This window comes from Agathobacter sp. LCP21S3_B2, from assembly GCF_052118705.1.
Lineage (GTDB): Bacteria > Bacillota > Clostridia > Lachnospirales > Lachnospiraceae > Roseburia.
The window spans coordinates 44,222-59,117 of record NZ_JBQKGQ010000020.1 but is presented as its reverse complement, the minus strand read 5'-3'; the positions used below and the strand labels follow the sequence as shown (position 1 = coordinate 59,117).

12 protein-coding genes, 8 tRNA genes and 1 rRNA gene are annotated in these 14,896 nt (G+C 39.1%); 20 read left to right on the top strand and 1 reads right to left on the bottom strand.

Going from position 1 to position 14,896, the window contains the following annotated elements; translation table 11 throughout:
• The 9 genes from ACTQ1L_RS13115 to ACTQ1L_RS13075 all read left to right on the top strand — a co-directional run.
• Positions 1-90, top strand: a 23S ribosomal RNA gene (locus ACTQ1L_RS13115); the annotation flags it as partial.
• Between the two features lie 62 nt (positions 91-152).
• Positions 153-224 (top strand) — tRNA-Asn (locus ACTQ1L_RS13110).
• Positions 225-238: 14 nt separating this feature from the next.
• Positions 239-310: transfer RNA gene (locus ACTQ1L_RS13105), tRNA-Glu, on the top strand.
• A gap of 44 nt (positions 311-354) precedes the next feature.
• Positions 355-427, top strand: a tRNA-Thr gene (locus tag ACTQ1L_RS13100).
• A gap of 9 nt (positions 428-436) precedes the next feature.
• Positions 437-510: transfer RNA gene (locus ACTQ1L_RS13095), tRNA-Ile, on the top strand.
• A gap of 61 nt (positions 511-571) precedes the next feature.
• Positions 572-645, top strand: a tRNA-Asp gene (locus ACTQ1L_RS13090).
• A 31-nt stretch (positions 646-676) separates the two neighbouring features.
• A tRNA-Val gene (locus ACTQ1L_RS13085) sits at positions 677-749 on the top strand.
• A 5-nt stretch (positions 750-754) separates the two neighbouring features.
• A tRNA-Leu gene (locus ACTQ1L_RS13080) sits at positions 755-838 on the top strand.
• Between the two features lie 52 nt (positions 839-890).
• Positions 891-964, top strand: a tRNA-Arg gene (locus ACTQ1L_RS13075).
• 296 nt (positions 965-1,260) lie between these two features.
• On the opposite strand, the gene ACTQ1L_RS13070 is transcribed toward ACTQ1L_RS13075, so the two are convergent.
• Complete coding sequence (locus tag ACTQ1L_RS13070; protein ID WP_441367603.1) at positions 1,261-2,514, bottom strand: PIN domain-containing protein; 1,254 nt, start codon at positions 2,512-2,514, stop codon at positions 1,261-1,263.
• A gap of 168 nt (positions 2,515-2,682) precedes the next feature.
• Between ACTQ1L_RS13070 and ACTQ1L_RS13065 the strand changes: the two genes are divergently transcribed.
• From ACTQ1L_RS13065 to codA, 11 genes are all read left to right on the top strand, one after another.
• Entirely contained in the window at positions 2,683-3,420 is a 738-nt protein-coding gene (locus ACTQ1L_RS13065) for a copper homeostasis protein CutC (RefSeq protein ID WP_441367607.1), read from the top strand.
• Positions 3,421-3,461: 41 nt separating this feature from the next.
• Positions 3,462-5,063, top strand: coding sequence for a type I restriction-modification system subunit M (locus tag ACTQ1L_RS13060; protein ID WP_306771609.1), 1,602 nt, complete (start codon positions 3,462-3,464; stop codon positions 5,061-5,063).
• A 5-nt stretch (positions 5,064-5,068) separates the two neighbouring features.
• Positions 5,069-6,304, top strand: a complete 1,236-nt coding sequence (locus ACTQ1L_RS13055) for a restriction endonuclease subunit S (protein WP_441367601.1) — start codon at positions 5,069-5,071, stop codon at positions 6,302-6,304.
• 50 nt (positions 6,305-6,354) lie between these two features.
• Positions 6,355-7,020, top strand: a complete 666-nt coding sequence (locus tag ACTQ1L_RS13050; protein ID WP_441367600.1) for a DUF3990 domain-containing protein — start codon at positions 6,355-6,357, stop codon at positions 7,018-7,020.
• On the top strand, positions 6,998-7,447 hold the full coding sequence (locus ACTQ1L_RS13045) for a hypothetical protein (protein ID WP_441367598.1): 450 nt from the start codon (positions 6,998-7,000) through the stop codon (positions 7,445-7,447). Before ACTQ1L_RS13050 ends, ACTQ1L_RS13045 begins: the two co-directional genes overlap by 23 nt.
• Positions 7,448-7,918 (top strand): NADAR family protein, encoded by a 471-nt coding sequence (locus ACTQ1L_RS13040; protein WP_441367597.1) that lies wholly within the window; start codon positions 7,448-7,450, stop codon positions 7,916-7,918.
• A 153-nt stretch (positions 7,919-8,071) separates the two neighbouring features.
• The gene (locus tag ACTQ1L_RS13035) at positions 8,072-8,635 is read left to right on the top strand and encodes a restriction endonuclease subunit S (protein ID WP_441367605.1); all 564 of its coding nucleotides are present in this window, start codon (positions 8,072-8,074) and stop codon (positions 8,633-8,635) included.
• Positions 8,636-8,682: 47 nt separating this feature from the next.
• Complete coding sequence (locus ACTQ1L_RS13030) at positions 8,683-9,213, top strand: hypothetical protein (RefSeq protein WP_306793446.1); 531 nt, start codon at positions 8,683-8,685, stop codon at positions 9,211-9,213.
• 143 nt (positions 9,214-9,356) lie between these two features.
• Positions 9,357-10,283 (top strand): site-specific integrase, encoded by a 927-nt coding sequence (locus tag ACTQ1L_RS13025; RefSeq protein ID WP_138305441.1) that lies wholly within the window; start codon positions 9,357-9,359, stop codon positions 10,281-10,283.
• A gap of 122 nt (positions 10,284-10,405) precedes the next feature.
• A complete protein-coding gene (locus ACTQ1L_RS13020) occupies positions 10,406-13,372 on the top strand; it encodes a type I restriction endonuclease subunit R (protein ID WP_441367595.1) in 2,967 nt (988 codons plus the stop codon).
• A gap of 264 nt (positions 13,373-13,636) precedes the next feature.
• A complete protein-coding gene (gene codA / locus ACTQ1L_RS13015; protein WP_441367594.1) occupies positions 13,637-14,896 on the top strand; it encodes a cytosine deaminase in 1,260 nt (419 codons plus the stop codon).

The window sequence follows — 14,896 nt, the reverse complement described above, 5'->3', positions numbered from 1 at the left end:
CCCTTGAAGACTACAAGGTAGATAGGGCAGAGGTGGAAGCATGGCAACATGTGGAGCTGACTGTTACTAATAGGTCGAGGGCTTAATCTGGTTAATAACGGAGAAAAACAAATCGGATTTGTATGAAGTTTTGAAGGTACAAACCTTAATAATCCTCGATAGCTCAATGGTAGAGCACTCGGCTGTTAACCGAGTTGTTGTAGGTTCGAGCCCTACTCGGGGAGTTTTCTTTTTCTTAGGCTCCATGGTCAAGCGGTTAAGACATCGCCCTTTCACGGCGGTAACACGGGTTCAAATCCCGTTGGAGTCATTTTTAGCACAGCAATGCGCTGAGTTAAAAGTCATAAGTCGTATGCCGATGTGGCTCAATTGGCAGAGCAGCTGATTTGTAATCAGCAGGTTATCGGTTCGAGTCCGATCATCGGCTTATATATTTGGACCATTAGCTCAGTTGGTTAGAGCAACCGGCTCATAACCGGTCGGTCCTGGGTTCGAGTCCCCGATGGTCCATTTAATTTTTTCTTGCATTTTTGTGCAAACTGTGATATTATATATCACGCATTAAGCATTTGGCCTAGTGGCTCAGTTGGTTAGAGCGCCGCCCTGTCACGGCGGAGGTCACGGGTTCGAGTCCCGTCTGGGTCGTTTGTAGTGATTATTTACTACAATTTTATATGGGATCTTAGCTCAGCTGGGAGAGCATCTGCCTTACAAGCAGAGGGTCACAGGTTCGAGCCCTGTAGGTCCCATTTATGCCGCAGTGGCGGAACTGGCAGACGCGCAGGACTTAAAATCCTGTTGTAGTGATACAGTACCGGTTCGATTCCGGTCTGCGGCATTCATTCAAAACACTTGACAAGAGTGTTATAATGAATGAGTAAATAGAATATGTGTGTGTAGCTCAGCTGGATAGAGCACTTGGCTACGGACCAAGGTGTCGGGGGTTCGAATCCTCTCACGCACGTTATATAGTATAGAAAGAGCAGGTTGTAATACCTGCTCTTTCTATACTACAAATCGTCCGCGGACGATTTGAACCACAGGGTTCGTTCTACACTTCGTTGCGGTCGGCGCTAAGCGGAAGTCCACCGGACTTCCAGCGCCCTCTCACGCACGTTATATAATATGGATTTTATGTTTTTTAAGGATAAAATTGTATAGAATTGAAAATGAAATAATAACATAATTGAGGCGCGGAGTATTAATTCCGTGCCTCAATTGTCATATCCGGATTACCTTTCTGTTGTAAAATAAAGGGCGTTATTTCAGTGCAGATATAATTTTGAAATATGGCTTGAAAAGGCTGTAATATTTCAGACCATCTGTCTCACCGTAGCTCTTTGTGATGGCAGATCTTATGCCATTGAGATTCTTTGTTTTATTCTTATTTTTTTCAAGAAAATCAACAAAATTTCCGGGATCATTAATATCACTGTGTGCGAAAATTATACCTGTAAAACGCTCTACCTTCTTTTTACGCGTGAGCTTTTCAGGCGTAAAAGAGTAGGATTTGTCTTTTATGGTTTTATAAATTGTCTGACCCTGTTTCATACCATAAACATGAACCAGTGTCTCGTGAAGCTTGAGAAGATTGTCTTTTCCCATGCAGTTTAGGAAAGAATCTACCTCAAAATGGTCGAAGTCTTCGGATACTGCCGATACTTCAGAAATATCTGATGTATCAATGCTGTCCGTTGAGGATTTAGCCTCATCTGCTTCGTTTTTATTTGAGCTGTTACCAGAACCATTATGAGGTGTCTGTTCGTCAGTGAATGGTAAGTCATCGTTAGTTGCAAGCTCATCACCTAACGGTTCACTGTCTGTATAGCTGCTATGATTGCCATCGATAAGTTCATTCAAATTGTAAGATTTTGCGGTGATAGCATCGGTATCGGTATCGGTATCAGTATCGGTATTGATATTGATATTGATATTGTTATTGACGTTATCTTCCTTGGATGGAATATCTGCTACTACCTGATACTTGATGTTTTTTCTTCGCTGGACAGCCTGTTTGCAGAAATTTACATTGAATCTGCGTACAGCGAATCCCTTATCTTTCCAGAACCTTACAGCAGGGTCATAGCCTGTGTCATTGCTCATTATGATGTACTCATCAGCACATGGGGCTGCTGATATATCTGCTGTGTTTGCAACGATATGAGTAGCTGAAGAATTATCATTATATGGCTTTGTGTTATCTTGTATTTCAGTGTTGCCTGATGCATGTTCACATGTGCTTTCACTGAGGGAATCGTTGTGTCCCATCAGATAACCCATATAGGATACCAGCTGAAAATCGAGGGCATTCGTTCCCTCATAGCATTCCTCAAATCGTACGTTAATACTGTTGTTTTCCATAAGCCTGATGACTGACATGTATGACATGTGAGGTGATTTTTTTGTGTAAAAAACTACGATTTCGTCGTCCTCATCTGCCATATCAAACAGCATCAGCCAGTTGTCGTTGACATTTTCGCTGTCTACTAAAAAGTGTCTGATAATAATCACCATTAATCCGGACAAAAGTATTGTAACATGAGTTTGAAATAATGGCAAATAAACATGATTTTTAGAAATCTTAGAAATGTTAACAATACAAAGTGCGCAACATATGATATAATTTTTATATGCTATGAGGATTAGGGGGATAAAATGAGAGGCAAAGAAATAAATAAACCGATGCTTGAAATCTGCTGTGGCAGCTTTTCGGATGTGAAAACAGCATATGAAAATGGTGCAGACAGGGTTGAACTGAACAGTGCCCTATATATGGGAGGGCTGACACCTACACTCGCCAATTTAATATATGCAAAGGAAAAATGCAATATACCGGTAGTGGCAATGGTTCGGCCGAGGGGCGGCGGATTTTGCTATTCGGATGAAGAATACGACACTATGCTTATGGATGCAAAAATTCTTTTAGAGCATGGAGCAGATGGTATTGCGTTTGGATTTCTGACAGAGGAAAAAATGCTTGACAAAAAGCGCACGAAGGAAATGATAGAGCTCATTCATGAGTATGGCAGGGAAGCTGTGTTTCACCGCGCCTTTGACTGCATAGATAATCAGGACAGTGCAGCGGAGAAGCTTATTAGGCTTGGCGCAGATCGTATCCTCACAAGCGGTGGAGCAGTAAATGTATGGGATGGCAGAAAACAGCTTAAGCATCTTCAAAATCAATATGGAAAAGATATTACGATTCTGGCCGGAAGCGGTGTGAATGATAACAATGTGAGAGCATTTATCGAATATACAGGTATTACGCAGGTGCACAGCTCGTGTGGCTCATGGAAGTGTGATGTGACAGCAGCGGGTAATGCAGTAGATTTCTCGTATGATGAAGCGATGAAGAACTGCTATCAGTGTGCGGATGCAGGGAAGGTTAGGAAGCTTGCGGAAGAGGTAAGTGGAGAGTAATATTAAAGCAAAAGATTATAGAATTTCGGAGGAAGCAATTAATGGCAGAACAGGAAAATAGTAAGGATTTAATCAGTGTACTTTGGAGTGGCGCTGATGTACTTCGTTCTAAAATGGACGCGAATGAATATAAGAATTATCTTTTGGGAATTGTATTCTATAAATACCTATCAGATTCATTTTTGATTAGAGTATATGATTTGATAAATGATGAGAAACCGGAATCGCTCAAGGTGGCACTTGAGGCATATAAAAATGAGTTGAAGGGTGAATATGCTAATGATTTGCTTGATGAATTAAAGCAGGATCGTAAATATGTAATTGAGCCTGAGCTTACATATACATGTTTTGCAGAGGATGCAAGGAATAATTGCTTTAATCGTGAGCAATTACAGAAAGCATTCAATAATATTGAGCAGAGCGGAGAGTTGTTTGTGGATTTGTTTTCCGACATTGATTTGTATTCAAGCAGGCTTGGAGCGGGAGACCAGAAACAAAGTGATACAATTGCAGAACTGATAAAAGTAATAGACCAGGCGGATTTGCTTAATTCCGATGGTGAAATACTTGGAGATGCATATGAATATCTGATAGGACAGTTTGCGTCAGAGACCGGTAAGAAGGCGGGAGAATTCTATACACCACAGGCAGTATCAAAAATTCTTACTAGAATAGCAATAACAGGACAGGAGAATGTGAAAGGTTTGTCAATCTATGATCCATGTATGGGCTCAGGTTCGCTGCTTCTTAATGCAAAGAGATACTATAAAGGTGATACAAACTATATAAAGTATTATGGACAGGAACTGAACATGTCTACATATAATCTGGCGAGGATGAATATGTTCCTGCATGATGTAGCTGCGGAGAATCAGAATCTGCATCATGGAGATACTCTTGATGCAGACTGGCCAACTGGTGAGGAAACTGACTTTCATATGGTACTTATGAATCCGCCGTATTCTGCAAAATGGAGTGCTGCATCAGGATTTTTACAGGACGAAAGATTTTCAGAATATGGTGTTTTGGCGCCAAAATCAAAGGCTGATTATGCATTTTTACTTCATGGACTTTATCATCTGAAAAGCAATGGAACAATGGCCATCGTTTTGCCACATGGAGTGCTTTTCAGAGGTGCAGCAGAGGGAAAAATAAGAGAAAAGCTCCTTCGTTCAGGAAACATATATGCGGTTATAGGATTGCCGGCTAATTTATTTTATAATACGTCTATTCCTACATGCATTGTTGTACTTAAAAAGCATAGAGATGGCAGAGATGTACTGTTTATTGATGCGTCAAAGAAGTTCATTAAGGGCAAAAAACAAAACGAAATGTCAGACGAGCATATTGATGAAGTTATGGATTTGTATAACAGAAGAGAAACTGTGGACAAAGAATCCTATCTGGCAAGCTTTGATGATATTGAAAAGAATGATTTCAACCTAAACATACCGCGATATGTAGACAATTTTGAAAAGGAAGAGGAAGTCGATATAAATGGTCTGCTCGAGGATATGAAAAAAACTGATGACGAGATAGGAAAGGTCGAAGGTGAGTTTGTGAATTTGTTAAAAGACCTGACATCGTCTGATGAAAATATAATGGCATCGTTAAAGCGTTATATTGATATGATTGAGGGGTGATTTGTATGGAAAATCCAAAGATTAGATTTAAAGGGTTTACTAAGGATTGGGAACAGCGTAAGTTGGGAGACGTGTTCAAAGAATACTCTGAAAAGAACCATACCGAGTTATCAGCTTTAACTATAATTCAGGGTGGTGGAACAGTAAAAAGGGAAGAATCTGATAGGAATTTAATGTATGATACATCCAATTTATCTAACTATAAAATGGTGAGAAAAGACGATTTCATTGTACATCTTCGTTCCTTTGAAGGAGGCTTAGAAAAATCATCATTAGATGGCATTATAAGCCCTGCATATCATACATTTCACAGTGACATGGCAGATTCAAGATTTTATTATCCGTACTTCCGATCTTATGAATTTATAAAGCATAAATTAGTGTCACATGTGTACGGAATAAGAGACGGCAGAAGCATAGATATTGATGGGATGAAAACTATTGAAATCCCGTATACATCAATTGAAGAACAACGAAAAATAGGAGATTATCTGGATTGTTTAGACCACCTCATCACTCTTCACCAGCGAAAGTGTGATCAGACAAAAAATCTGAAAAAATATATGCTTCAAAAAATGTTTCCACAAAATGGAGCAAAAATTCCAGAGATTAGATTTGATGGATATACCTACGATTGGGAACAGCGTAAGTTTAGTGATGTGTTCACTGGATTGCAGAATAATACTTTATCAAGATCCGAATTGAATTATGAAAGCGGAACTGTCAAGAATGTACATTATGGCGATGTGTTGATTAAGTTTGGAGATTATATCGATGTCTCCAAAGAAGAATTGCCATTTATAAATGATGACTCTAAAGTCGAAAAATTCAAAGGTTCTTTTTTACATAATGGAGACATTGTAATTGCTGATACGGCAGAGGACGAAACTGTTGGGAAATGCACAGAAATACAGGGTGTGGATGACATTAAGCTTATTTCAGGATTGCATACAATACCTTGTCGTCCTAAGGAAGAGTATGGTGCAAAATTCCTTGGCTATTATATGAATTCATCAGCATATCATGCTCAGTTGATTCCATTAATGCAAGGAATAAAAGTAACATCTATATCAAAGTCTGCACTACAGGATACCAATATGATAATTCCAAAATCGGTAGACGAGCAGACGATAATTGGAGAATATTTTTCCAACCTTGACCACCTTATCACTCTTCACCAACGTAAGTGCGATGAACTTAAGAAAATGAAAAAATATATGTTACAAAATATGTTTATATAATCATTTGATATTAGAGTTATGAGATCTCTTGAAGGAAGGGAGGGTTAAGAGTGTCACAGGGAATTAAAATGGATACAATAATTTTATATCACGGTTCTCCTAACAAAATAGTAACACCGGTATTTGGCGGTGGAGATGATAAACATGATTATGGTCGTGGATTTTATCTGACAGAAAACGTAGATTTAGCAAAAGAATGGGCGGTTTGCAGACCTAATGAACAGAATGGATGGGTTCATAAGTATGAGTTAAATACAAGGAAACTAAAAATTTTTGATTTTCAGGAGAAGGATGTTTTATCGTGGCTTGCAGAACTTATGAAACATCGCGATGCTGCTGATTCCAAGCGTTATAGGATGCTTGCAGCAAAGTTTATTGATAAATATGGTATTGCTACCGATGCATATGATGTGATAAAGGGATGGCGCGCAAATGCATCATATTTCTACATTGCAAAAGAATTTGTCCGAGATAATATTGATATAGATATTCTTGAAGAATTGCTTTCGTTAGGCGGATTGGGGATTCAGTATTGTATTAAGACAGAAAAAGCATATGCAAATTTATGCGAGATAGAAAGTGATTTACTTCAAGTTGAATACAATGAATTTAACAATAAGTATAATCAAAGAGATATTGAAGCAAGAAAAAAAATGCGTAATTTAGTAGATTCAGATGCAAATAAGGTTACGAATGTTTTTAGTACATTGTTATAGAGGTGAGAAAATGGGCGCATATTCAGAAGCGTATCTGGGTGACGTGGTGGAAAATCAGGGAAAATTATTTGATTTTGTGGCACAGTCTTATCCTGATAGTGATACAGAAGATTTTATAAATACGTATATGAAAAGTAAAACCAGAAAAAACATTGATGATGCGATGGCTTATGTTAATACTATGGATGCAAAAGAACTGTGGAAATACTTTTCAGACACAGAAAAATATAAGTTAAAGAAGGGGAAAGCAATCGAAGGATTTATGCCTGATTGGATTGGAGAATTTTATGCTTATTATCAGTGGTATTATGATATTCCAAGCGCAGAGGTAATAAATAAAGTACCGGTCGATTTTCTGAGGAAAGCTTATTGTGGACTTCATGATTTAGAGCTTGATTTGGCGGTAAAAAAGGTAGGTAAAGTATAAATGAATATAGTTTGTTTTCATAATCCAAATGAGGAAAATGGATATCTTAGTAACTGGTATTTAAGTGAGTTTGAATGTGATGGAATAAGATTTTCATCAATGGAACAGTACATGATGTATCAAAAAGCAAATTGTTTTGGTGATACAAAAATAGCGGAGAAGATTCTTGAAACTACAGATGTTGCACAAATTAAGGATTTGGGAAGAAAGGTTTCAAATTATAATGAAACAATCTGGAATGGAAAGCGACAGATTGTTGTTTACAAGGGAATTTGTGAAAAATTTCAAAATCCTGAATTGAAATCCAGACTAAAGGCTACAGGTGATGCGGTTTTAGCGGAATGTGCTGTGAGGGACTGCATATGGGGTATTGGATTGTCAATGACAGATCCTAAAAGATTAGAAATGGAAAAGTGGAGAGGAAAGAATTTGCTTGGATTTGCACTTATGATGGTGAGAGATGAAATATAAAATATGAAAGATAAAATTCTGATTACTTTTAAGAGCATACATCCGTGCTTTTAATTATTTTTAGGCGTGGGGTAATTACTCACGTCTTTTATATTATAAGTGATGAATAGTGGCATCACTCGTTATTAGCGTAAGTCTATTTGAATATGGTGAATAAAACCAAAAGTTTGGGAACAGCGTAAGGTTTCTGAAATTGGTAATATCGTTACAGGTTCAACTCCAAAAACAAGTATTAGTGATAATTATGGTGGAGAATTTTTATTTGTTAGTCCTGCTGATATACAAGAAAATCGTTATGTTGATGAAACAATAACTACACTTACAAAAAAGGGATTCGACCAAGGTCGCAAGATAAGGGAGAAGGCTTCTCTTTTTGTGAGTATAGGTTCAACAATAGGAAAAGTGGCACAAACAAGCCAAGAATCAACAACGAATCAGCAAATAAATGCTGTTGAACCTTATGATAACTTTGATGATGATTTTATTTTTACGTCCTTAGAAAATATATCTGGAAGTATAAAAGCTATAGCATCTAATCAGGCAGTGCCAATTGTAAATAAGACCACATTTGGAGAAACTGAAATTAAAGTACCTTCAGAATTGGCAGAACAACAAAAAATCGGAGCTTATTTCCGTAATCTCGACCACATCATCACTCTTCACCAGCGCCAGACAGATTTTTATAAAAAAATCAGTTTCTACTATATCTCATCGTAAGCCAATAAAAAATTATAAATGTTGAAAACGATTGGGAACAGCGTAAGTTGATAGATTATCTTGAGGTATCATCTGAAAAGAATAGAGATAATCGTTTCACAAAAGAGGATGTTCTATCGGTTTCAGGTGAATATGGAATTGTAAATCAGATTGAATTTCAAGGTCGTTCATTTGCAGGTGCATCGGTTTCGAATTATGGTGTTGTGGAAAACGGAGATGTTGTATATACAAAGTCACCATTAAAATCTAATCCATACGGAATAATCAAGACAAATAAGGGAATTCCGGGGATTGTATCAACCTTATATGCAGTTTATAAGCCAAAAGAAATAACGGATTCAAAGTTTGTACAGATTTATTTTGAACTTGATTCCAGAATGAATTCTTATATGCATCCGTTGGTAAACAAAGGTGCAAAAAATGACATGAAAGTTTCAGCAGAGAACGCTTTAAAGGGGATGGTTTCTTTTCCTAAAAAAGATGAACAGGAAATGATTTCATTATATTTTTCCACCATCGACCACCTCATCACTCTTCACCAGCGCCAGCACAAATTACATCTGAACATGCTTTTATAAACTGTTTTTTATCGTAAGTAACATTGTATCTATACAATGGTTACCATAAATTTGACAACGAATCAAACATAAATCAACCTCAAACAAAGCAAGCCTAATTATGGTTACATCAGCGTAAGCAGTACTAATAAAGGAGGTAGCGTATGCTAGAGGATATGAGCAAGGATGCATTATTTTACAACTATTACGCACAGTGGATAGAAGTGTATAAGAAAGATGCAATTCGTGAAGCCACTATGGCAAAGTACAGGATGACTCAAAAGTGGGTGGAGAAGCTGGCTCCAGAGCTTAAGGTTTGTGAGCTGACAAGGACCGCGTATCAGAAGATACTAAATGATTACGCAAAGGAGCATGAGAGACAGACAACACTTGACTTCCATCATCAGCTAAAGGGTGCGGTAATGGACGCTGTGGATGAGGGGCTGATAGAGCGTGATCCGACCAGAAAGGCTATCATCAAGGGTAAGACACCACGTGAGAAAAAGATTAAATATCTCAATCAGTTTGAGTTGCATACTTTGATAGCTGATCTGGATATAAAGGAAGAGCCGAACTGGGACTGGTTTATTTTGCTTGTGGCAAAGACAGGGATGCGTTTCTCAGAGGCGCTTGCCATCACACCGAAGGATTTTGATTTTGGAAGACAAACACTTTCTATAAGCAAGACTTGGGATTATAAGGGTAAGGGCGGTTTTCTACCGACGAAGAATAAGTCATCTGTGAGAAAGATTCAGATTGACTGGCAGATAGTAGTAAAGTTTTCTGAGCTGGTAAAAGGGCTGCCGGAGGACGAGCCTATATTTGTAGGAGAGGAAAAGATTTATAATTCAACCGTCAATGATGCTCTCACCAGACACTGTAAGGCCTGTGGGATATCGGAGATTTCCATTCACGGACTTAGACATACGCATGCATCGTTGCTTTTGTTTGCCGGTGTTTCTATAGCCAGTGTGGCGCGCAGATTGGGGCATGCGAGTATGACAACAACGCAGAAAACATATCTGCATATCATTCAGGAACTGGAAAATAAGGATGTGGATCTGGTAATGAGGACTTTGTCAGGACTGTAATGTAGCTTTTTACACAATATGCTTACGCTGATTTTGATATAAGTAATTTTGTGGTATTTTATGCCTATATTTGCTATAATAAATATAGTTAGTGTTTAGGTTTTGAAGAAGGAGAAATTATCATGCCGGAGTTGGAATCGTTAATAGAGCAGAAATTGATTGAGCAGTTGATATATGGGGATTCGCAGTGGACGTACAGACCAGATTTAAAGACAGAAGCGGATTTATGGAACAATTTTAAATATATTTTAGAGCAGAACAATAAGGACAGGCTGGATGGTGAGCCACTTTCTGATTCAGAGTTTGAGCAGGTAAAGAATCAGTTGCAGTTTTCAACATTTTATAAGGCTGGAGAGTGGCTGGTAGGCGAGAACGGCAAGGTCATGGTGCATGTACAGCGTGATACTAAGAAGCTTCATCTGGTTGTGATGAATCATGAGCATATTGCAGGTGGCAGCAGTGTGTATGAGGTTATAAATCAGTACAGTGCATTGAAGGATGATGATGATGCCGCATCAAGAGACCGTAGATTTGATGTGACCTTGATGATAAACGGTCTTCCAATGATACATATTGAGCTGAAAAACAGACAGCATTCATATATGGAAGCATTCAATCAGATAAAGAAATACATTGGTGAAGGGCAATTCAGGGGGATTTTTTCGGCTGTTCAGATGTTTGTTATAAGCAACGGTGTTGACACGAAGTATTTTTCTGCAGCAAGTGATACGGAGCTAAAGAAAGAATTTATCAGCGGATGGGTTGACAGGAACAATCAGCCGGTTTCTGATTATATTGATTTTGCAAAAAATGTCCTTAAGATTCCGCAGGCACATGAGATGATTGCAAGATATACGGTTTTAGATAATGAAGCTAAGCGGCTTATTCTGCTTAGGCCATATCAGATACATGCTATTGAGGCAATTCGTGAAGCATCACGAACAGGAAAGTCGGGATTTGTATGGCATACTACAGGCTCGGGAAAGACGCTTACATCATATAAGGCAACAAGAAATCTCCTTATGGATATTCCGGCGTTGGATAAGGCTATTTTTCTTATAGACAGGAAAGATCTTGATGAGCAGACAAATACGTCATTTAGTTCATATTCTCAGAATGATTCAATTGATGTGGATAATACTGATAATGTGACTGATTTGAAAAATAAACTTAAATCGTCTGACAGACAGATGATTGTTACTACAATTCAAAAGATGCAGATTCTCATTTCAAAGCGTCTGAAGGAGGGCACACCTGAGTATAACAGGTTAAGAGGATTAAAAATAGCTTTTGTGGTGGATGAGTGTCACAGAGCTGTATCTCCGGCTACCAAGAGAATAATCGAACGCTTTTTTGGAAAGTCACTCTGGTTTGGCTTTACAGGAACACCACGTTTTCCGGAGAATCCTTATCCGTTGATGGGGGATTTGCCACGTACAACAGAGGAATTATACGGAGCATGTCTGCACAAATATACTATCCAGAATGCTATTCATGATAATGCTGTTTTGGGATTTCAAGTGGAGCACGATGGTCCAAAGGATGTGACGGATGAGACTGACAGCAGCCGATATGAAAATGAGACGCATATGCTCAAGGTGCTTGAGGTTATTTTAAATAAGTCATATCATAAGCTGGGCTTTCAAAATGGAAAAGGCAAGACCTTTGAAGGGCTTTTGACTACAAGTTCTATTTCGCTTGCACAAAAATATTATGAGCTGCTCACAAGGGTGAAAAATGGAGAAACGCCATTAAAGATAGATGAACGCATAAAGCAGGTTTTACCGGACTTCCCTAAGTTTGCCATTACATACTCTGTGACTGAAAATGAGGACGGCTCGCAGGTCAATCAGGAGAAGATGAAGCAGTCTCTTGATGACTACAACGCTATGTTTGATACAAAGTTTGATATTTCACAGATTACTTCATACAATAGTAATCTAAATAAACGACTTTCTAGAAAAGATCCTAAGTATAAGAGCAGAAACGAACAGCTTGATCTGGTTATTGTTGTGGATCGTCTGCTCACAGGCTTTGATGCGCCATGCATGTCGACAATTTTTATTGACAGGCAGCCGATGGGACCTCACGATTTAATACAGGCCTTTTCCAGAACTAATCGTATTTTTGACAAAAAATCAAAGCCGTATGGACAGATTGTGACTTTTCAGGCACCGGTACTTTTCAAGAAATGTGTGGATGATGCTGTCAAGCTTTACTCTGCAGGAAGTACAGAGGATACACCGCTTATTGCAGAGTGGGATGATGTGGAGCCTGCTTTTAAAAAGGCGCTTGCGGCACTTAGAATTGCAGCTCAGATACCGGACGACATTCCGTCAATGTCAGATGAGGAGAAGCTTCATTTCATGAAGATGTTTCAGAGCTTTGACAGACTTTTTGCACAGCTTAAATCATTCAGCAGATATGATGAAAGTATGCTTGATGATTATGGAATTACTGAACAGGAATATATAGACTATGCAGGTCATTACCTGAACATAAAAAGTGAGATTGGGCCAGACCCGGGACCGGACCCGGATAATCCGCCAGTAGAACCGGAAATAGACTCAGATTATGAGCTTATGGCATACAGTAATACAAGGATTGATTATGAATATATCATCAATCTCATTCAGAATATCGTCAATCCTGAGGATGATGGTGATATTACTCCTGAGGAAAAGCAAAAGAAGATTGATGAGGCAAAGCAGTATGTAGAGGATCTGCGTAAGGATAATCCGAAGGTTGCAGATATCATGTCACATCTGATTAATGAGATAGAGCTTGATGAGAGCAGGTTCAAGGGCAAATCAATTCTAAACATTGTTGAAAATATGAAACATGAATGTATAGAACAGGTTGTGAGTAATTTTTGCCTGCTATGGCATGCAGACAAGGATGATGTAATGTATGCGGCAACACATTACCGCAATGGGATTATCCCTAATGAGAGCGCCATAAAGGCATCTATTAATTATCCTGAGTACAAAAATACAGTGGAACATGCTTTACCTAAATTCAAGTACTATGCTAAGTTTTTTGCAGAGCTTAGGAGTACGCTGGATGACGAGATTAAGCCTTTAGTATAAAAAATATAGCTGTTTTGTCCCCAACAACCAAATCCATTTGACATTTTTGGTACACAGGAATAAAATAATATCGTTGATTTTGCATTTTGTTGACTGTATTCCGACATGATGCTACTATTTGTTCGTAAACAATAAATAGCAAATAAATAATGACATGAGGTTTTAGCAAAGGCGCTAAGGTGTATTCCTTAGTGCCTTTTTTAGCCGGGATATGCGTGGCTAAAGCTATGAATACTTAGGTCATATGGAAAAGAGGAATACAGTATGAGCAGCACAAAATTATTTAAAAACGTAAGGCTTAAGGGTCAAAAGGAGCTTACTTCAATTCTTGTGGAGGATGGAGTATTTAAGAAGATTTCAGCAGATTTACCGGAGCAGGCAGGCTGCGAGATCATTGATTTGCAGGGACAGCTTGTCATTCCACCGTATGTTGATCCGCATATGCATCTGGACTATGTATTTACTGCAGGGCTGGGTGAGGAGAATGGCTCAGGAACCTTGTTTGAGGGCATTCAGCGCTGGAGCGAGTCAAAGGGACATATGACAGTGGAGCAGATGAAGGAGCGCATATATAGTGGTATCAGGAAAGAGATGTTGAATGGTGTGCAGGCAATCAGGACTCATATTGATGTCACAGACCCGACATTTACAGGGCTTAAGGCAGCTCTTGAGGTGAGAGATGAGGTAAAGGACATCCTGGATTTACAGATTGTAGCTTTTCCACAGGAGGGCATGTATGCATACAAGGGTGGTGATGAGCTTGTAGAGGAGGCTCTCAAGATGGGAGCTGACTGTGTCGGTGCCATACCACACTTTGAGCTGGCCAGGGAATTTGGCGAGAAGTCAGTACACAAGGCTATCGAGCTTGCGGTAAAATACGATAAGCTGGTCGACGCACATTGTGATGAGACTGATGATACTCAGAGCCGCTTCCTAGAGCTTTTGAATGCACTTGCCCTGATGGAGGGGATTGGCACCAGGACTACGGCGAGCCATACATGCTCATTCGGCTCAGCGGACAACAGCTATGCCTTCAGGATGATGAAACTCTTCAAGAAGTCAGGTATCAATTTCATTTCATGCCCTACAGAGAATGTATATCTTGAGGGACGTCAGGATACCTATCCAAAGAGAAGGGGAATTACAAGGGTTAAGGAGCTGTATGACAATGGTATCAATGTCTGCTTTGCACAGGATTCCATGTCAGATCCATGGTATCCGCTTGGAAACGGCAATATGATGATGATTCTTGACCATGGCATTCATCTGGCTCAGATGATGTCTCCGGAGGAGATTACAAATGATTTAGACCTTGTTACCACAAATGGAGCCATCACCATGAGCATTACCGATCGCTATGGTATCGAGGAGGGCAAGCCAGCCAACTTTATCGTGCTCGATGCAAAATCAGAATTTGAGGCAATATGTGAGAGAGCAGGAATCACTGCTTCTGTCAGACACGGTGAGTATTTATTCGAAAAAATCCCGGCAAAGGTTACAGGAGCAATCGACCTGCTGAAATAA